Origin of the sequence: Enterococcus crotali (assembly GCF_000633635.1) — a bacterium.
Lineage (GTDB): Bacteria > Bacillota > Bacilli > Lactobacillales > Enterococcaceae > Enterococcus_L > Enterococcus_L crotali.
In genome coordinates this window covers 346477-366707 of sequence record NZ_AYPQ01000003.1, presented here as the reverse complement: position 1 = coordinate 366707, position 20231 = coordinate 346477, and the positions used below count along the sequence as shown (strand labels likewise).

Below are 20231 nucleotides of genomic sequence, written 5' to 3'. Positions count from 1 at the left end.
AAAAGGAGTGCAAAAATTATGAATTCTGTGTTAGCTTTTACGATTATTATGCTTGTTTGGACGGTCAGTGATTATATTTCTAAAAAGACAAAATCACTACTTTCGACCTTATTGATTGCCTCATTGATCTTCTTGATTGGTTTTAAAACGAACTTATTTCCAGAAGATCTGTTGCCTAGTTCTTCCTTATTAGCCTTAGGTACAACTGTAGTCGGATTTATTTTAGTCCACCTTGGGACAACGATCAGTTTAAAAGAATTCAAACAACAGTGGCGGACGTTTTTAATCGGAGTTGCTGCAACATTGGGAATTGTCGCAGCATTATTGCTTGTTGGTCCTTTATTTGAAGATCAAAGCTATGCAATTGCGGCTATCGGCGCGATTTCCGGCGGTACGATTTCGATCATCATGGTTCAAGACGCTGTAATTGCCGCTGGTTTATTGTCTGTTGCTGTTTTACCCGTTTTGATTTCTGCGTTTCAAGGATTGATCGGGTTTCCACTGACCTCACTGATTTTAAGAAAAGAAGCAAATCGATTACACCAAGAATACCAAGCAAATCCAGCCGCTTTTGCTAGCGCTGAAAAAGTTGAAGAAAAAGAAACGAAGAAAACACGTTTACCTGAGCTTTTTCATACAACAGCAGGTACACTATTTGTTGTTGGGGTGACTGTTTTACTAGCAACATTCGTTAATAATTTAACAAACGGTATGATCAATACCTTTATCCTTTGTTTGTTATTCGGGATCGCATTAAGAGAATTGAACATTTTTAAACCAAATATCTTAAATGGTATTGATGCATACGGCTTGATGATGTTAGCTATTCTAATCATTATTTTCGGTCCATTAGCAACGATTTCTATTCATGATTTGATTGAATTGATTTTGCCTCTGACACTTTCATTCTTAGTCGGAGTCACAGGAAATGTATTATTTGCCGCAATCGCCGGGAAGTTCCTTGGTTATAGCTTATCTATGTCGATTGCCATTGGTTTGACCTCATTATACGGCTTCCCTGGTACGATGATTTTAAGTCAGGAAGCAGCGAAAAGTATCAATGGAACACCTGAAGAGATTGCCTTGATCGAAGGTCAAATTTTACCCAAAATGGTCATTGCCGGGTTTTCTACCGTGACGATCACCTCTGTTTTCATTACTGGGATCTTGGTTAATTTAATTGGATAACATCAAACGTCAAATAAAAAGTATGCTCAACATTCAAGCATACTTTTTTTATTTATTGATCTACGAGCTCTTTTAATTTTACAATTTCTTCTTTTCTCTCTTGCCAGTCACTGGTTACTTTCTTATAACGATAGCGGATGATCACTGCTGCAACAACGCCGATTGCCGTCAACACAATATTCAGTCCAAAAATCATCGACACATTTATTTTCTCCAACTGACCTGTGATATAAGGTATGATCATCACCGAAACCGATGTAGCAATCGAATAGTAGCTGGTGATTCTTCCTTTCCCTTTAGAAAACAGCTCCAGTAACACGGCTAGTCCCAACTGCCAAATTCCTCCTGCAGCAAAAACACCGATACCGATCGAACCAACTAAAAACATTGGAACACTTGGGAAGAGCGTCATGCCGATCAATAAGAACAATGAAATCAAGGTACACCAGACTAGTAATAAAGTTGGTGCAACACCACGTTTTACGATCAATGACGTCAAAAATACAGATGCAAAGGAACCAATACTGTAAGCACTGACCAGAACTAAACTATTTGAATGGTTCATAAGATTCAATGATTCCGCAAAAGAAGGTACCCATAAAATAAAAATATTAAACGTTGAAACACAAGTGAAACTAAAAACCAACAACGCTAGACCTTCCACTTTAAATAGCGGCTGCTTGACTTTTACTGTTGCTTCGTTTTCATCAACTACTTGTGACGACGTTTCCTTAAGCGTTGTTCTTTCAGGGAAACCCAGCCTAGAAATGTACAGTAAATTAAGAAATAAGCCCAATGCACATCCGATAAAAACAAGCCCGTAATAAATCTCATGATCCAACATAAATCTTGTAAGCAACGGTAAAATAAACTGTCCTAAAGAAATAAACGCCTTGTTCAACACACTAAGAGAACTATTATCTTTTTCATTTGGGTAAGCTTCCATTAAAGTTGGATAAGTACTCGTATCTAAAAACGCGTTACTAAACCCAGCAAATAAGGCAAAAAAGAGCCCTTGTAAATAGTTTTGACTAAGTAAGATTCCAATGAAGAAAATCAAATAACTGATAATACCCAACTGCACTGTTTTCTTCCGACCAAACCTATCTGAAAAGTAACCAGCAAAATACAAAATCAGTACTCGGCCCAACCCGATACCACTGATAACTAATGTCACTTGTTGAACAGTCGCCTGCCAACTATTCATCAAAGCATGAAGATTTTGTGATAAAATAATCGCCGCCATACCCTGAAATATAAAATTTGTATATAAAGAGCCAATCAAAGGGGTATAATTTTTTTTCTTCGTTTCCATTGCCATTCTCCTAGCTGTTAAAATTCAACCTTGTTCAATGTTTCACTATCTATAGTTTAAGAATAAATCTTTATAATATCTAATGCTTTATTTTCATGCAATTGATAAATAAAATTTATTGATCAGATGAATAGTTGTTTTTTAATATAATTATCCTATTATTGCTTAGACCTTCCATCAAGTCAATAGTTAATTTATTCAAAATAAAAAAAGCTGTAAACAGACCACAAATCGTTTGTTTACAGCTAAAATTTAATATAAGTAGCTCAGATCACTTGAAACAGTTGGATAGAGCATGATCATTTCGTTGATCTTGTCAGAAGTCATTTTTTGATTGATCATCAATGTAAACAAATTGATCAGTTGGTCTGCTTCATTGCCTAAAACAGTCGCTCCAACCAATAGTCCCGTTTCTTTGTCCGTGATGATCTTAGCTTTGACTAATGGTTCATTGAGGTGTTTATAGGTAAACCATTGAGATAAATCTACCGTTTGTTGTTTGTATTTTTCATTATCTAAAGCCTCGTCCTCTTTTAACCCAACTTGTGCTAGTTTAGGTGAGCTGAAAATAATGGTTGGAATTTCAGGATACTGAATAGCTTCATTTGTCGTTCCGCTAAGCAGTTTGGCCAGATAACTTCCTTCAAGACTAGCAACTGGTGTTAGTTTCGGTCTGTTTTTCGCTAAGCAATCTCCTAATGCATAAATATTATCTACAGTCGTTTGTAAATGATCATTGACGGCGATTCCTTTGCGAGTATAATCAACACCGATTGTTTCCAAGTTTAATTCTTCTACATTAGGAATGCGCCCTGTTGCACAAAATACTCGATCTGCCAGCAATGAGCCTTTTCCCGTCAGAGTGACATTATATTGTGTACCTTGTTTTGAAATAGATTCTGCTGACTCATTAAAATGAAAATGAATCCCTCGTTTTTTAAGATTCTCAATCAATTCTTTCGTCAACGCTTCATCAAATCCTTTTAACGGCCGCTCATTGTGATGCACTAAATGAACGTCACTTCCACTGCTATTGGCGATATTCGCAAGCTCAAGAGAAATATAACCACCACCAACAAACACGATTGATTTAGGTAATTCTTTCATGCTTAGAAAATCAGTACTTGTTCCAAAGTGCTCTTTTCCGGGAATATCCAAGATTGCAGATCGTTGCCCTGTTGCTAAGATAAACTGACTTGCCTGATAGTCTTGATTTTCCACTGTGATTGTATGCTTATCTTTAAAAACGGCTTTTCCAGTGATCGTTTGGATGCCTGCGCTGACCAATCCTTGTTTTTGTTCGACTGGTACTGGTTCAGTGAATGTTTCTTTAAAGGCCATCAACTCTGGCCAATTGATTTTCGGAATCGTCTCAAATCCATGATTCTTCAATTGCGCCAGTTTTTCTTTCGCTTCGACAGCACCATAAAGAACCTTTTTTGGATCACAGCCACGATTTGGACACGTTCCGCCCCAAAGATCAGCTTCTACTACCGCTACTTTTCTCCCTTCAGCAACTAAGTCATAAGCGGCTGCCATACCGCCGGGTCCACTACCGATGATGATTACATCAAGATTTTCCATTGGGATATCCTCCTTATTTCAGCTTACTCAAGATTTATCATAATGAATCGATTACTTTAATTATAGCAAGGGAGTGAATAAAGTGCATATGATAGGCTGTTGTACTCATCATCCTTCTAAACTTAATGAAAACATACTAAGATTAGAGGTGGCTGGATCATAATGATGTGCGTTACAACTCCAACCACCCAGAATCCGAATAAACGGTGGTCGCAGAAGCAGACTCTAATTAGTTCTCAGAGTGTAACACTTTTGTTTTAATTTCGATCGATTTATTTTTGATAGGTTTCTATAAAATGATAGACCGCTCCTATCAAGTTCGCATCATTCCCAAACTGGCATGCAACGAGTTCATACTCTAATTCTGTCACGGCATTTGCTAATAATAGTCGCTGTAGCTGTCGATCAATGTTTGAAATTAATTGTTTATTGGCGGATACCCCACCGCCAATAACGATTCTACCTGGATCAAAGCAAACTAATAAGTTGTAAATACCTCTAGCAACGCCAACATAAAACGTTGTTGTTAATTGGATAGCCAGTTCATCCCCTTGCTCTGCTAGTTCAAATAAGTTATGCCCATTGATCTGAGTTCCCTTGAGGCGATTATATTTTTTAACACTTTTGACAACACTCCCCATCTCACTCAACGAAGCAGACTCATTCAATGCCATATAACCAAACTCACCGCCGAAAAGATTTCGGCCTTTGACCAATTTACGATCGATCACGATTGCTCCACCTATCCCTGTACCGATCACAAAAAAGACTGAATTTTCTACATCACTGGCAGCCCCTAGCCAAACTTCTGCTAAGGCGGCACAATTCGCATCATTTTCCAATGAAACAGGGACACCAAATAGAGCGTTTAATTCATTTTTGATTGGAAAATGATGGATATAAGGAACCGCACTCACACCACGAATTTCCCCATTTTGATCATCGACTACACCAGGCGCACTGAAGGCAACCCCTTGAAGTGGCAAATTACTGCTATTCTCCTCAAAAATATGTTTTAACGTATGTTTCATTGTCTCCCAATCAGAAGGTAGTGGAAGTGACTGCTGACATACAAGCTGATTCTCCTGCCAAATCCCGTATTTTACAGCACTACCACCAATGTCAAATGCAAGTATATTCATTTCTTTCCTCCTACCAATTATTGTTCTAATTCATTCAGTTGCTCACAAAGTTCTTTTGTTTGCGCATATACTTGATGATACAATTTATAGAAGTCTTGATAGCTCTCAGCCGCTTTTGGATCAGGAGAGTATTCTTTTTCATAGACAACAAACTGCTCTACACAATCTTTTAGCGTATCAAACCAGCCAACACCAACTGCCGCAAGCATGCTGCGCCAAGGCCTGGACCCTGTTCGGTTTTTAAAGTTACGATTTTGGTATTGAAGATATCTGCTTGAATCTGTAGCCACAATTCGCTTTTCGCCCCTCCGCCAACTGAAACGATTTCTTCAAATTCTTTCCCAGCATTTTCATCCATCAACATTTGGGTATCTTTTAATGAAAAGATAATGCCTTCTAAAACGGCCCGTGTAAAATCATTGATGGTGTGACTTGCATCCATGCCAATAAAACTACCTCTGATTTTGCTATCGATATGCGGCGTCCGCTCTCCCATAATATAAGGTGTAAATAACAAACCATTTGCCCCAATGCTACTGTCTTTACCACTTTCTAGCAATTGCTCAAAGGTCTGCTCTTTTGCAAATGTTTCTTTAAACCAAGTTAAACTTTGCCCTGCCGCCAAGGTTACGCCCATTGAATAGTATGTATCAGGAATGACGTGATTGAAGAAATGGAGTTTTCCATGGTAATCTTTCGCCTGGTTTCCTTCATAAGCCAAAAAAACGCCCGATGTGCCAATGCTGCATAAACCGCGGTTTTCCGTAACAATTCCAGCCCCCAACGCAGCACAGGCGTTGTCAGCTCCGCCAGCAAACACATTGACCACTGTTTTGAGTCCTAATTCTGCCCGAAGGGAATGCTTGATTTGCCCTACATTTTCTAATGAGGAAACTAATTTTGGAAACATGTCACGAGGAATATCAAAAACATCCGCACTTTCCATATCCCATTTTTTTTCCATAACATTCAACAATAATGTCCCAGCAGCATCTGAATACTCCATCTGTAAATTCCCAGTTAGCTGCAATGCTAAATAATCTTTTGGTAATAAAAAATGTTTCGCTTTAGCCCAGTTATCAGGTTCATGCTCTTTGACCCATAGTATCTTAGGCAACGTAAACCCTTCTAAAGCTAGGTTTTTAGTTTTCTCTACTAATCGATCACCAAGTTTTTCAGTAATTTCTTTACATTGCTTTGTTGTTCTAACGTCATTCCAAAGGATGGCATTTCTTATTGGCTGCTGATTTTCGTCTAATAAAACTAAGCTATGCATCTGTCCTGAAAAACTAATGGCTTCCAATTGTTCTTTCAGTTCAGGCTTCTTAGTGATTAATTGCTTCAGAACATTCTTTGTTCCATTCAACCATTCTGCTGGATCTTGTTCGCTATAGCCTTTTTGTGAATGGATCGAAGGATAGGGGGCAGCAGCTTCTAAAACAACTTCTCCATTTCGATCTACCACTAAGCCTTTGACCGACCCTGTTCCAAGATCGATTCCAATTACATATGACATATCGTTCCACCTTTCTAGATTACAAAATAATAGCGTTTACATTTTTTCGAAAACTAAAACAGGCTGGCTAAAACTCACTGAGCTTTGGTCCAGCCTATTAAATTATTCTTTTCAGTCCTGTTGATTAGATATTGTTGCCATTTTCTTGTATGACTTTTTGGTACCAATAGAAACTGTCTTTTTTATAACGATTTAAGCTGCCATTTTGATTTTCATCCTGTTCTACATACACAAAGCCATAACGCTTTTGATAGCCATTCAGCCAGCTTAGTAAATCAGTATATGACCAAGTACAATAGCCTAAAACCTCCGCACCATCTGTGATGGCTTCTCTAATCGCATGGACATGACTATTTAAATAATCGATACGATAATCATCATGGATTTCTTTATCTTCGGTTAGCTTATCATATTCTCCCAGCCCATTTTCCGTGATCAATACAGGAATTCGATAGCGGCTAGTGATTCTTCTAAGACCAATACGCAAACCTTCTGGGTCGATTTCCCAATCCCAATTCGTCCGTTCTACAAATGGATTTTCTACACGCTTGAAAACACCCGGTAGACCTGATTCTTCTGACGAACCCTTCTCTCCTGTTGTATTCATTTTGCCTAAGCCAACACCGTCAAGAGGGTTAAAGACAACTGTGTTAGTTTGGTAATAATTGATGCCTAAAAAGTCTGGTTTACCAGCGGCTAACAGTTCTTCATCACCTGATTCAATTACGGGTGCTAAACCTTGTTCTTTCAGCATTTTCAAAGCCGCTATCGGATATTTTCCGAATAGATAAACATCCATCCAAAAATGCGCATTCAAATCCTCTGAGTCTTCTGCTGCTAACACGTTTTTAGGATCACTGTTTAAGGCATAGTTTGGACCATAAGCAAAACTTGGTCCGATTCCGCCTGGCATAGCCATTTCGTGGAACTTCTTAATAACAGACGCATTAGCCAGATTGGCATTGTGATTGGCTTGATACATTCGTTTTGGATCACTTACTGCTGGTGGATGTGATGCCATCAAATAGCCATGACTGATAAAAATATTTTGCTCATTCAAACTAACCCAATATTTTACTTTTCCACGAAAAGCTTCAAATAAAACAGTCGCATAATTGGTAAAATCTTCTACGATTTTTCTAGATTCCCAACCTTGGTATTCATCTTGAAGCGCTTGCGGTAAATCCCAATGATAAAGGGTCAACACAGGCTCAATTTGGTTTGCGATCAACTCGTCTACTAGATCGATATAAAATTGTAAGCCAGCTTTGTTGATTTCACCGCGGCCATTCGGGAAAATTCGGGTCCAAGCTACAGAGAAACGATATGCTTTTAACCCTTGTTCTTTCATTAACGCAACATCTTCTTTATAACGATGATAATGATCGACTGCCACATCGCCATTTGTTCCTTTAAATGTTTTCCCAGGAATCCGAACGAATTCATCCCAAACAGAAACACCTTTGCCGTCCTCTTGCCATGCACCTTCTACTTGATAAGCAGCAGAAGCTGATCCCCATAGAAAATCTTTAGGAAATTGATCCAGTTGTTTATGCTCCATTTCACTTGCCTCCAGTTTTATTGCGTTGTCACCGAAATCATCTGTTCATCTTGCTCCAGTTTACTTTCGATCACACGCTCATTTTCGTGGATGTAAACGTAATTGTCTCCGACTAAACCTTCAGTACGAATCACCACGTTTTTATTATCCTTCTCTATTATAATCTTAGCAAGAGGATTTCCACTACTATTTACAATAATTTGCTCATGGTGGCCTTCTGATAATTGATAGCAATGAATCTCGATCGTGTCATTATATGCGTAGTCTACGCTTTTATGCTCTGTTTGTGCTGTGATTAAAATCGTATTTTCTTTGACCCACACAGGTAGGCTTAAATAATCGTGCGTTTCCGTTTGCCACTGACCATTTTTAGCCACTTTTCTATAGTCGCCATTTAATAATTGCGTCCATTTTCCTTCTGGTAAATAGTAATCGACCTGACCTGTCTCAGTAAAAACAGGCGCTATCAGCAATGAATCGCCTAAGAAATATTGTTTGTCGATAAAATACGTATTTTTATCTGCGGTGTACTCCATAAATAGTGGACGCATCATCGGGACACCCGTTGTTGCTGTATATACGGCTTGCGTATATAAATAAGGCATCAACTGAACTTTTAGCTTAGTAAATTTCCGTGTTACCGCTACAGCTTCTTCATCGTATAACCAAGGCACACGGTATTCAATATTTCCATGATATCGGCTGTGTGTAGACAACAGGCCAAATTGCGTCCAGCGTTTGTAAATATCTGCTGAGGCACTTTCTTCAAAACCACCGATATCGTGGCTCCAAAAACCAAAACCTGATAGTAAAAATGACAAACCGCCTCGTAACGTTTCCGCCATCGAAACATACTCAGATAAGTTATCACCGCCCCAATGAACAGGGAATTTTTGTGAACCAACCGTACCAGAACGGGCAAATAAAACGGCTTCATTTTTCCCACGTTTTTCTTCTAATAATGAAAATACGACTTCATTATATAGATAACTATAATAATTATGAGCTTTTTCTGGATCAGAACCATCAAAATAAACCGCATCTGTTGGAATCCGTTCGCCGAAATCTGTTTTAAAACTATCTACACCCATATCCAACAAATCAGATAAATAGCCTTGATACCACTTCACCGCAGCAGGATTGGTAAAGTCAACGATTCCTTGTCCTGCTTGCCATAAATCCCATTGCCAAACATTACCATCTGGCTGTTTCAAGAAATACCCATTTTTCTTTCCTTCTTCATATAAAGGTGATTTTTGTCCGATATATGGATTGATCCACACACAAACTTTGATCCCTTTATCGTGTATTCGCTGCAGCATCCCTTTTGGATCTGGGAATAATTCTTCATCCCATTTGAAATTGCACCATTCAAACGCCTTCATCCAAAAACAATCAAAATGGAAAACTTCTAAAGGAATCTCACGTTCTAGCATCCCATCAATAAAGCTCATGACCGTTTGTTCACTATAATCAGTTGTAAATGACGTTGACAGCCATAATCCAAATGACCAAGCTGGAGGTAAGGCTGGTTTACCTGTCAGATTTGTATATTTCTCTAAAATTTCTTTTGGGGTGGGTCCATAAATAATGATGTACTCTAGACTTTCACCTTCTACACTAAATTGTGCTCTTGAAACATTTTCAGAAGCAACCTCAAACGAAACTTTTTCTGGTTGGTTGACGAAAACGCCATACCCATTGCTACTTAAGTAAAATGGAATATTTTTATACGCCTGTTCACTACCTGTTCCGCCATCTTCATTCCAAATATCAACTGTTTGTCCATTTTTGATAAACGGCGTAAAACGTTCACCTAACCCATAAATTTGCTCATCGATCCCTAAAGATAGCTGTTCTCTCATATAATGTTTGCCGCTAGTATGTGTGATTTCTCCTTGTGCGCCAAATTTTGATTCTGTCAGCAGTTTATTTTCACCAAAGAATTGTAATTGAAAAGCACCATTCAAGGTTGCCGCTACACTTAATTTTCCAGTCGTAAATAGCACTTGATTTTCAGTTTCCTCAATCACCGGCTGAACTTCTACTGTATTCAATTCAAAATTCGGTCCAGAATTGTTTTTTTCATGATGAACGATCTTGACTGAAACCATATCTTGTTGGGGACTGGACAGAGTGATCGTACTCATCCCCAAATTCAGCGTATCACCACGGCGTTCAATTTTTTTATACGGTGCATATAGAATCACTGAATCCGCCTTTTTTTGCACCGAAAAGACCTCTTTCGGTGATTGAATCGTAAATCCTTCTTTCGTCATCCAATAACCATCTGTAAATTTCATAGAATCCTCCTAATTTAAAAGCTGAGCAGGCTCGTTTAGCCTTGACAGAAAAATAGAAAATTATGACTGAGGTGGTTTTTGCCTCATTTATAATTTATCTTTTTTCCGAAGTGCTAGCCCGTGAAGCTAAACAAGCTCATTCAATCTTTTTACTTAACAGCACCATCCGAAATACCTTTAATAATATATTTTTGCAGGAATACATAAAGAATAATGATCGGCACGATCGCTATAAACAGTGCCGCTAAGCTAAATGCCATTGTTTTGAATATTGTCCGAAGAAATAAAACATCTTCAAAGGAATCGTGTACATCCCTTCCTTGTTGATTACTAACGAAGGCAATAAATAATCATTCCAAAACCAAATCGCATTCAGTACGATCACCGTAACTGTGGTTGGTTTTAACAACGGTAAAATAATGTACCAATAAATTTGAAACTTGGAGGCCCCATCGATCGTCGCTGCTTCATCCAAGGATTGCGGAATACTTCTCAATGCACCAAAATACAAGAAAATGGCCATACTACTGGCTAACCCAAGATACATAATGATCAACCCTGGGCGATTCAACATATTAGCTTTTCCAAAAAATGAGACCAAGGGAATCATGATTGCTTGAAAAGGAATCAATAAACCAATAGCAATCACAAAATACAAAGTGTTACTCAATTTACTCTTATTTCTAGACAACGCATAAGCCGCCATCGATGTACAGATAACAATCACAAATAAGGAAATCGCTGTGATCATGATTGAATTAAACGCACTTCTAAAAAAATCCAACTTTTCAAAAGCGACTGGATAATTCTCTGTTGTAAAGTTTTGCGGGACATTCAATGTATTTTTAAAAATTTCTGATTTTGTTTTAAACGAGTTAACAACAATCAAATAAAAGGGATATAACCACAACAAGATGAGCGCAATACCAGCAATCTTGATCCAGAGTGCCTTTCTCTTTTTCTGCTTGCTCATAGGTCAACCTCCCGTTTTCTGGTGATGCTGATCTGCACGACAGAAATCACAGCAATGATCACTAAGAAAATCACAGCTTTTGCTTGGGCATACCCCATATTTCTTACCGCAAAAGCCTCATTTACAATATTCATCGCAACCATTTGCGTCGAATCAAACGGACCGCCTGCTGTTAATGCTAAGTTTTGGTCATAGATTTTAAACGCATTCGATAAGGTCAAAAACAAGCTCACAGTAAATGCTGGTGCCAACATCGGAAACTTGATTTTCCAGAATGTCTGCCATGCAGTTGCGCCATCAATATCGGCCGCTTCAATCAATTCATCTGGAATATTATTGATAAACGAAATATAGATGATCATGATATAGCCGCTCATTTGCCATACAAATAAAATCACTAAGCCCCAAAAGCCCGTATTCGTCGTTGAAAGCCAGCCTTTAAAAAACTCGATTCCTGTCGCATCACCAATTGCTGCGAACGCTTTAATAAAAATAAACTGCCAAATAAATCCTAAAATAATCCCACCAATCAAATTTGGCATAAAGAAAACCGTTCGAAATACGTTATTCAATTTGTCGGCTTTTTGGGTAACTAACAACGCCAACCCTAAACCAATCACATTCACTAATAAAATAGCTACTACAGAAAATTTAGTCGTAAACCAAATACTATTTAAAAAACGTTCATCCTTAAACGCATGCACATAATTCTCGACCCCTAAAAACTGCTCGATCTTGATTCCGTTCCAATCAGTCATTGAATAGTAAACACCTGTAATCAGCGGAATAAACAACACGACCGCCATCCCGATCAAACTAGGTGCTAAGAACAACCAAAAAGATTTTGACTTATTACTCATATAAGATTCCCTCCTCAGCCTTTATGTATCAAGAAAGAAGAGACAAGAAGTAATTTTAACCCTATTTCTTTGTCTCAACTTTCTTTTAGCGTCTGAATTACTTCCGATCTTCAGCCCAAGCTTCTTTTCCTTTTGTCATTAACTCATCCCAGGAAATATCACCATTCAAATATTTTTGGAATTCAGGATAAAATTGTGTTTGAGAAAAGCCATCTGGATATTGATTGTGTGCCCAAGGTACGACTTTACCATCTGATAGATAATTGAAAATCTCTTTTGATGTCGGGTCACTGATCGAATCTGATGAGAAGTTGGTATAGGCCGGGATGAATTCCATCTCGTCGGTTACAACTTTCATCGCCTCCTCATCTGTATATAACCACTCTAAAAAGTCTTTACTAGCTTGAACGACTTTCTCCTCTTTATTTTTATTGACACCCCAATACCAAGGCGCTCCTGCGGCGATTTTGCCATCGGTATCATCTTTGACGTAAAGAGGTAAAATACCAAGTTTTTCCTTCGTAAATTCTGGATCTAAACTATTCAATGTCGGCACGATCCAGTTACCTTGATGAACGATCGCTACTTGATCATTAGCAAAGTCTTCCTCGACAGATGTACTGTAATCCAACGATAAAATTGGCTGCACATTGTATTTATTGATCAAATCTGTATATTTTTTAAATTGATCACCATATTTAAACTCAATATTTTTTGCATCATAAACTTTTTGTAAATTGTCATCAAATTCCGGTGACACAAAATGAGTACTGTACTGACTGACTACCCAAAATTCCTTAGCACTAAAACCAAAAACCGCTTTCATTTCTAAGCTGTCCTTTTTACTATCTAACGTTTTGACTGCTTTTTCAAAATCTTGATACGATTTTATTTTGTCAACATCGACACCGGCTTTTTTAAATAACTCTTTATTGATCAAGAACCCAAACCCTTCAATATTCATTGGTAAGCCGTAAACTTTCCCATCTTTTGTTGCGCCATCTAATGTTCCGTCGATTGCAGTTTTAGCTAACGTTGTATCACTTAAATCCGCTAAACTATCTCCCCATTTTTCCACATCAGCTAACCCACCCAAAAGAAAAACACTAGGCTCATCCCCTGAAGAAAACTTCGACTGTAATGCTGCATTAGCATCTTGTCCACCGCCCACAGTTGTCACATTGATTTTTACATCGTCATGGCTGGACTCATATTTTTTCGCTAACTCATCCAGCTGATCTTTTGTTTCAACTTTGATATTGAACACATCTACTACGGCTTGCTCTTTTGAACTCGAACTAGAACTACCTCCGCTGCATGCACTTAACAATAGCCCTGCTGTTGTTAAAACTGTTGCTGAAAAAATAAGTTTACTCCGTTTCATTCTTATCCCGCTCCTTTTTCTTAGACTAAATAGTCGTTTAAACGTGACTTAACATATTCCAAGTGGCTAGATTCCAAGGTGACATCGTCATGTGCTAAAGCATATGTTGTAAGCGTCTCTAAATCGGTTTGGTTTTCAAGGATTTTAGCGCCGATCCCTGTATGGTAAGAAGCGTAGCGCTGCTCTTTTAATTCATCAAAAAAGCGATCTTCTTTTAGTTTAGCGGCAGCTTTTAGTCCACGCGCAAAGGTATCCATCCCAGCAATATGAGCTAAGAGTAGATCGTCCATTTCAAATGAAGAGCGCCGAACTTTTGAGTCAAAATTAATTCCGCCAGGAGCGATCCCACCATTTTCAAGAATTTCATACATCGCTAAAGTTGTATCATAAATATTCGTTGGAAACTCGTCTGTATCCCAACCTAGTAACATATCCCCTTGATTGGCATCGATCGATCCTAACGCATCATAGCAACGAGCTACCGTTAATTCATGTTCAAACGTATGTCCAGCTAAAGTTGCATGATTTGCTTCTAAGTTTAACTTGAACGCATCCGTTAAATCGTATTTTTGTAAAAAAGCCATCGCTGTTGCAGCATCGAAATCGTATTGATGTTTGGTTGGCTCTTTTGGTTTTGGTTCAATGAGAAATTGAACGTCATGATCGATTTTTTTAGCATACGCGACTGCCATTTTAAACAAACGAGCGATATTATCTTGCTCTAATTGCATATCCGTATTTAATAATGACTCATAACCTTCACGCCCACCCCAGAAAACATAGTTTTTACCACCAAGCTTTTTACTGATATCTAAACCCTTTTTGACCTGAGCTGCCGCATAAGCAAAGACTTCAGCATTATTAGAAGAAGCTGCCCCATTTGTAAAACGTGGGTCTGAAAACATATTCGCTGTGTTCCATAACAATTTGATACCGGTTTCATTCATTTTCACCTTGATTAAATCCGTCAGCTCATCTAGATTAGTGAAAAACTCTTCTAACGAATCCCCTTCTGGTGCAATATCCACATCATGAAAACAAAAGTATTCCACATCCAATTTAACTAATAATTCAAAAAAAGCTGCGACTCTATTTTTCGCGGTTTCCATAGGATCACTTACTTCCCACGAACGAAGATTCACAGGTTTACCAAATGGTTCTGAACCATCTTGAGTCATCGTATGCCAATAAGCGACTGCAAATCGTAAATGTTCTTTCATCGTTTTTCCTAAGACCACTTCATCTGACTTGTAATGACGAAACGCAAACATATTCTTTGAGTTAGGACCTTCATATAAAACCTTTTCTACTTGTGGAAAATAATTCATCTAAATTCCTCCCATAAATGACTTGCTTCTAGTTAGTTAGTAAGTTAAACTAACTTACATAAAGAATATAAAACAATTGAATTTAGTTGTCAAGCGCTTTCAAACATTTTATTATATTTAATAAAGAGGTGGATAAATTGGTAGTAAACAAATATAAAATCAGAGAGCAAAATGAATCACTCATCTTAAAAGGAATCATTGACCATAAAAATATTTCCCGTGCAGAGCTAGCCGTATTGACCGGCTTGAATAAGGCTTCTGTTTCTTCTATTACTAAAACCTTGTTAGATGACGGTCTTATCTTTGAAACAGGAATTGGCAACGCCAGCACATTAGGAGGAAGAAAACCGATTTTACTGCAGTTCAATCCCAAAGCTGCCGTGATTTTATCTTTTGATATCGGTGTAGATTATTTGAAAGGGACACTCGCCTATTTAGACGGTGAAGAAGTCGTCACTATTCAGAAAAAACGAATCGTCGTTTCAGCTGAAACTGTCATTGACCTGCTGCAACAAAGTGTCAAGGAATTAACAGTCAACATCGATATCTTGATCGTAGGAATGTGTGTAGCCGTTCATGGTGTAGTGAATAAAAACGAGATCGTTTTTACCCCCTATTATGATTTAGATACGATCGATCTTCATCATAAGTTGTCCCATTCCTTTGAATTTCCAATCTTTATCGAAAATGAAGCCAACCTTGCTGCACTTGGAGAATACGTTTTTTCTTTAGATAGTAAAACGCTGGTTAGTTTAAGTATTCATAGTGGGATCGGTGCTGGGATCGTCGATGGAGGGACCTTAAGAAAAGGCCATTTTGGAGAAGCCGGTGAAATCGGTCATTCTATTTTATATCCCAATGGAAAAAAATGCCCTTGCGGCAATCATGGTTGCTTAGAGCAATACGCTTCAAACACTGTTCTATACGAGAATTTAGCTTCGATCAAACAATTAGAGTACGTAGATTCCACCATCGTACAACAGTTGGTGGAGGTCAATGATGAAAAAACAGCTGCGGCCTTATCTGACAATGCTTTTTTACTTAGCATTGGAATCAACAACATTCTTACGGTGTACGATCCAGAAGTCGTTGTGATCAACAGTTCTATTTATCGAAATAACCCAGCACTGCTATCCATGATCAAGACTCATCTGACTAGCCGTTTTGCAAGAAATGTTCAAATTCAAAATAGCAAATTAGGCAGTCAAGCCACTCTATTTGGTGGAATTGCCTTATGCTGTCAAAATTTTTTGAATATAAAAGAACTGAAACTATATACTAACTAAGCTGTGGCAACTAAACGAGCTATTGAAATGCTTACTAAAACGATTGAGTTTAAATCAAATTTATTGCGGTAGGAAAAAATGTTGAATTAAAAAAAAATGTATTTTTCTAAATTAAAAAACAAAATAAACACTTTTTTGTTTAATTAAAACGATTCAGCTCTACAATTCAATTCTTCATTTAATAATAGATAATTTTTTTAATTTTTAACGTTTTTTTATTTCTCTTTTTTTATTAACAAATAATAGTCGATAATCCCTCTTATTATTTTCCTGTTGGAGAGTGCTATACTATTATGATATACTAGAGATGCTTTGTTTCACAGTATTTCTATTGTGAATTTGTTATGAAAGGAGTGAAACTATTTTGGAAGAAGAATATTCAAGACGTAAACAACAGCGTCCAGCATCTGACTCAAAATTTACTATTGTAACTGTTATTTTATTGTTATTAATAAATACACTCGCATTGGGCGTATTGCTATTTTTAAATGTTCAAGCAAGTTCTAAACAAGAAACACAGTTAAACAATATCGAAAAACAAGTTAACCAACTTAACAAAGGACAAGAACCGACCAATCAAGCAGCTGTTACGAACACTACAGAGCATAATGTTCCTGTAAGAGAAAGTTCTACCCAACCAAGCAGCCCGAATGAAACCAGTTCAACTGCTGAAAGTGCGAGTCAACCAGTTCAAACGTCTCCTTCATCAGAGGGTGCTGAACAACAAACTGAGCGCTCGACAGAACCTGCATCAACGCCTGCTGCAACTTCTTATACAGTTCAGTCTGGTGATACGCTTTCTGTAATTGCTGAAAAGAACAAGATATCTGTTCAAGATTTAATGCTAAAAAATAATTTAACTGATTCAACTGTTTATATTGGACAAGTGTTATCTTTACAATAGGCAATACTTTCCTCTACATAATTTTTTTCAACAGACGAACTATTAAAACCCGTACACTGCAGAAAAGACGCATTGTACGGGTTTTAAGGTCTATTGTCGAAAAAGCTTTTTCAGTACTGACTAGATGATCAAAACTTTTTATACACACGAATGATCGATTGTATAGTTCAGGTTATTTGGTATCTTAATCTCCTCATTTGACTGAATATACTCAACGATCAGTTCAACAATTTCTTTTGCCCCTTCATCAATAACAGGACATTCCTGATACGTTTTGAATCCGCCACCGCCACTGGCACGATAATCACTTAAGGCAATCGTAAATTCATCTGTATCTTGAACTATTTTATTGTTGTACAACAGTCGCGTTACACGCTTACTCACTTTTGCACAAAGATCGATCGTATAATCAAGCCCAACAAAGAAGTCAAAATGATAATGTTCAACTTTAGGATATAAATAACTTGGCGAAATAATCACTTTATTTTGTTCATCTAAACTAAAATAATCCGCATTTTTGTCGATAACCTGTCTTAATTGTGCCCCAGTAATCTTTAATGTAATCAGCTGATTGGTATAGGGATAGGTTGCGATCACGTCTCTCATCGTTACATTCTTATGAAAACCTGGAGACGTATTAGCTAAAGAAACCACTGCAATCTGTGCTTTACTGGCTTGTAGTTGAACTTCCCCTATCAAGGCCACAACTGGCTTCCATTCAATGCCATTTCCAACTTTTCTTCAGCTAATGCATCGCTGTTCAATGTTCCGATTGCTTGGTCCAGCCAATTTTGTACGTTCATTTCCAATGGCCGTAGTTGACTCGTTAACTCCGTGTCTGGAGTAGATGTGGGTTTCCCCACTGTTGACGTTATTTCGATGTTATTTTGCACTTTTTCAATATCGATTTCAAAATAATTCAGTGCATTGGATGAAGGCTGCACAATATAAGTACCATGTAAGAGCTGTCCTTCAATCAATAAATGCTGATGTCCTGTCAACAACAAGTCAAAATCAAGCTCTTCACAGATTTTATACCCAATGTTTTCACTTGTTTTAGATAAGAGCTTCCCTGATCTTACATCTCTTTCAAACCCGCCATGATAAATGCAAATCGTAAGATCAACTTGCGGCTTGACCTCGTCTAATGCTTTTTTTGCAGCTATAAACGGATTGGTGATCATGATGTCCTTGATGTTTTCAGCTTTTTCCCAAACATTGATATAATCGGTCACAATACCAACGATTCCCACTTTTAAACCGTTACCTAACGTTTTGATTATCCACGGAAACTTCTTTGTATTGCTGCTTTTATCTAGTAAGTTCTCACAAACACAAGCTGCATCTAGTGACTCTAAATACTTAGATAAATAGCTCGTGCCATAATTGACATCATGGTTTCCTAATGTGACAAAATCATACCCTGCATGATTCAATACTTTAGCCTGAGGAAATCCTTCTTCTGGATGATCTTGACAGTAGGTTGCTAACGCTGAACCTTGAAGCATATCTCCGCCATCGATGATCAATGTATTCTCATCTTTTTTAAAGTTAGGGATACATTTTAATAACCCCATATCCTTTTCTTGCGTATCGGCATAATTAGTTGGGAATAAATACCCATGGACATCAGATGTATAGTAAATTTTTAGTTGTTGTTTCATCTCGTTTCACCTCACTTCTCGATTAATATGTATTCACACGAGCTATATATTCATCAAAAATATTATAGATATAATTTGTTTCCAAACGATAGCTTGGAAAGAGTGGTACATTGGTCGTTATACGATAATCTAATTGCTCAGGCAGAAGTTGATTTTTTTCTAATCTGACTCCTTGAACTTCATGTTTTAATAACAATTCAGCCATCTCATTTTTTGATATATGATAGGTTGAAAGCGTATATGGCGGCTTAAAACTAGATAAAAAGCTGCCAATCGTTGTGCCTTGAAGTTTCACTGCGTTAAATGTCCCCGGCACTTTTTTAGCGATATACTGATCGAAAAAACTTAAATCGAGTTTATTTTCTAGCCACTTTTCATAGTCGGCTTCATTATATAACTGATAACCCCTTACTGGATAAGCCTTGGTATCAATTAATCTGCCCACTCTATTCATCACTTGACCCATTTGCATAGAAAACGTTAATTCTCCAATATAATTCCCACGGTAGCCAGGTTGCACAAACACAGTATCATTCAATACACCTGCGTTTACCCGATGCTGGTGTCCACAAATCAGGCCATCGATTCCAGCTATCTCACTGATTATCCGATAGGTCTGGTCTTCTCCCGTATCATATTGTGTGGGCTGACCTGTGAGCATATCTCGCTCGATTCCACCATGGTAGCTTACAATCAATACATCCACTTGTTCTCTTACAATCGGTACCCAGTGTTTTAGACTTTCGATCACATCGATGAATTTTAGGTCTTTGATTTGCTCATAATCAGTAATCTGCGGCATTGCACCCGTGATCACCCCAATTACACCAACTTTTAGATTCCCACGTTCAATGATTGTATATGGCTCAAAAATCAGTTCATCTGACATATCTAATACATTCGCACAAAGATACTTTCCATTAAACGCAGCAACTTGATGTTTCAGAAAATCGATTCCATAATCAAAATCATGATTTCCTGGAATCATTACATCAAATCCAATGATATTGGCTAGTTCAATCAATGGCGATATGTCCATTGTTGTATTAAAAAAAGTAGTCTGAGGACTACCCACTAAAAAATCACCGTTGTCGATCAAAATCGGTGCATGATAATTTTCAGCAATCGCCGGAAGAGAACAAAGACCGTTCTCTTCATTTGCTGCGGCTGTCAAAAAACCATGGACATCTGTTGTACTTAAAATCGTTACTTTATCCATTTTT

At 37.7% G+C, this 20231-nt stretch carries 14 protein-coding genes and 2 pseudogenes; 3 read left to right on the top strand and 13 right to left on the bottom strand.

Translation table 11 applies throughout. The features are described 5' to 3' along the window. The first annotated feature begins 18 nt into the window (after positions 1 to 18). Positions 19 to 1188: a hypothetical protein gene (locus V192_RS0110075; RefSeq protein ID WP_025871354.1), complete on the top strand. Its 1170-nt coding sequence runs from the start codon at positions 19 to 21 to the stop codon at positions 1186 to 1188. 52 nt (positions 1189 to 1240) lie between these two features. Here the strand turns inward: V192_RS0110075 and V192_RS0110070 are convergent, their stop codons facing one another. From V192_RS0110070 to xylA, 10 genes and pseudogenes are all read right to left on the bottom strand, one after another. Next, positions 1241 to 2503, bottom strand: a complete 1263-nt coding sequence (locus tag V192_RS0110070; RefSeq protein ID WP_025871352.1) for an MFS transporter — start codon at positions 2501 to 2503, stop codon at positions 1241 to 1243. A gap of 252 nt (positions 2504 to 2755) precedes the next feature. Next, entirely contained in the window at positions 2756 to 4087 is a 1332-nt protein-coding gene (locus V192_RS0110065; RefSeq protein WP_025871350.1) for a dihydrolipoyl dehydrogenase family protein, read from the bottom strand. Between the two features lie 272 nt (positions 4088 to 4359). Next, complete coding sequence (locus V192_RS0110060) at positions 4360 to 5229, bottom strand: ROK family protein (protein WP_025871348.1); 870 nt, start codon at positions 5227 to 5229, stop codon at positions 4360 to 4362. Between the two features lie 17 nt (positions 5230 to 5246). After that, positions 5247 to 6745 (bottom strand): annotated as a pseudogene (gene xylB / locus V192_RS19890) (xylulokinase). Positions 6746 to 6869: 124 nt separating this feature from the next. Next, a complete protein-coding gene (locus tag V192_RS0110050; protein ID WP_025871346.1) occupies positions 6870 to 8306 on the bottom strand; it encodes a glycoside hydrolase family 1 protein in 1437 nt (478 codons plus the stop codon). Positions 8307 to 8323: 17 nt separating this feature from the next. Then, the gene (yicI, locus tag V192_RS0110045) at positions 8324 to 10609 is read right to left on the bottom strand and encodes an alpha-xylosidase (protein WP_025871344.1); all 2286 of its coding nucleotides are present in this window, start codon (positions 10607 to 10609) and stop codon (positions 8324 to 8326) included. A gap of 149 nt (positions 10610 to 10758) precedes the next feature. Continuing rightward, positions 10759 to 11582: pseudogene (locus V192_RS19885) on the bottom strand (carbohydrate ABC transporter permease). Next, a complete protein-coding gene (locus V192_RS0110035) occupies positions 11579 to 12442 on the bottom strand; it encodes a carbohydrate ABC transporter permease (protein ID WP_025871342.1) in 864 nt (287 codons plus the stop codon). Before V192_RS0110035 ends, V192_RS19885 begins: the two are co-directional and overlap by 4 nt. 97 nt (positions 12443 to 12539) lie before the next feature. Continuing rightward, a complete protein-coding gene (locus V192_RS0110030; RefSeq protein ID WP_025871340.1) occupies positions 12540 to 13826 on the bottom strand; it encodes an ABC transporter substrate-binding protein in 1287 nt (428 codons plus the stop codon). Between the two features lie 20 nt (positions 13827 to 13846). After that, positions 13847 to 15154, bottom strand: coding sequence for a xylose isomerase (gene xylA, locus V192_RS0110025; RefSeq protein ID WP_025871338.1), 1308 nt, complete (start codon positions 15152 to 15154; stop codon positions 13847 to 13849). A 137-nt stretch (positions 15155 to 15291) separates the two neighbouring features. Between xylA and V192_RS0110020 the strand changes: the two genes are divergently transcribed. Together V192_RS0110020 and V192_RS0110015 are read left to right on the top strand one after the other, a co-directional pair. After that, positions 15292 to 16440, top strand: a complete 1149-nt coding sequence (locus V192_RS0110020) for an ROK family transcriptional regulator (RefSeq protein ID WP_025871336.1) — start codon at positions 15292 to 15294, stop codon at positions 16438 to 16440. A gap of 364 nt (positions 16441 to 16804) precedes the next feature. After that, on the top strand, positions 16805 to 17344 hold the full coding sequence (locus V192_RS0110015; protein ID WP_025871334.1) for a LysM peptidoglycan-binding domain-containing protein: 540 nt from the start codon (positions 16805 to 16807) through the stop codon (positions 17342 to 17344). A gap of 138 nt (positions 17345 to 17482) precedes the next feature. On the opposite strand, the gene V192_RS22170 is transcribed toward V192_RS0110015, so the two are convergent. The 3 genes from V192_RS22170 to V192_RS0110005 are packed head-to-tail and all read right to left on the bottom strand — an operon-like array spanning position 17483 to position 20227. Then, positions 17483 to 18049, bottom strand: coding sequence for a 5'-nucleotidase C-terminal domain-containing protein (locus V192_RS22170; RefSeq protein WP_239644637.1), 567 nt, complete (start codon positions 18047 to 18049; stop codon positions 17483 to 17485). Next, positions 18040 to 19008, bottom strand: a complete 969-nt coding sequence (locus V192_RS22165; RefSeq protein WP_239644636.1) for a bifunctional metallophosphatase/5'-nucleotidase — start codon at positions 19006 to 19008, stop codon at positions 18040 to 18042. The genes V192_RS22170 and V192_RS22165 overlap by 10 nt, the downstream gene beginning before the upstream one ends. 22 nt (positions 19009 to 19030) lie before the next feature. Further along, a complete protein-coding gene (locus V192_RS0110005; protein ID WP_025871332.1) occupies positions 19031 to 20227 on the bottom strand; it encodes a metallophosphoesterase in 1197 nt (398 codons plus the stop codon). Positions 20228 to 20231: the final 4 nt, after the last annotated feature.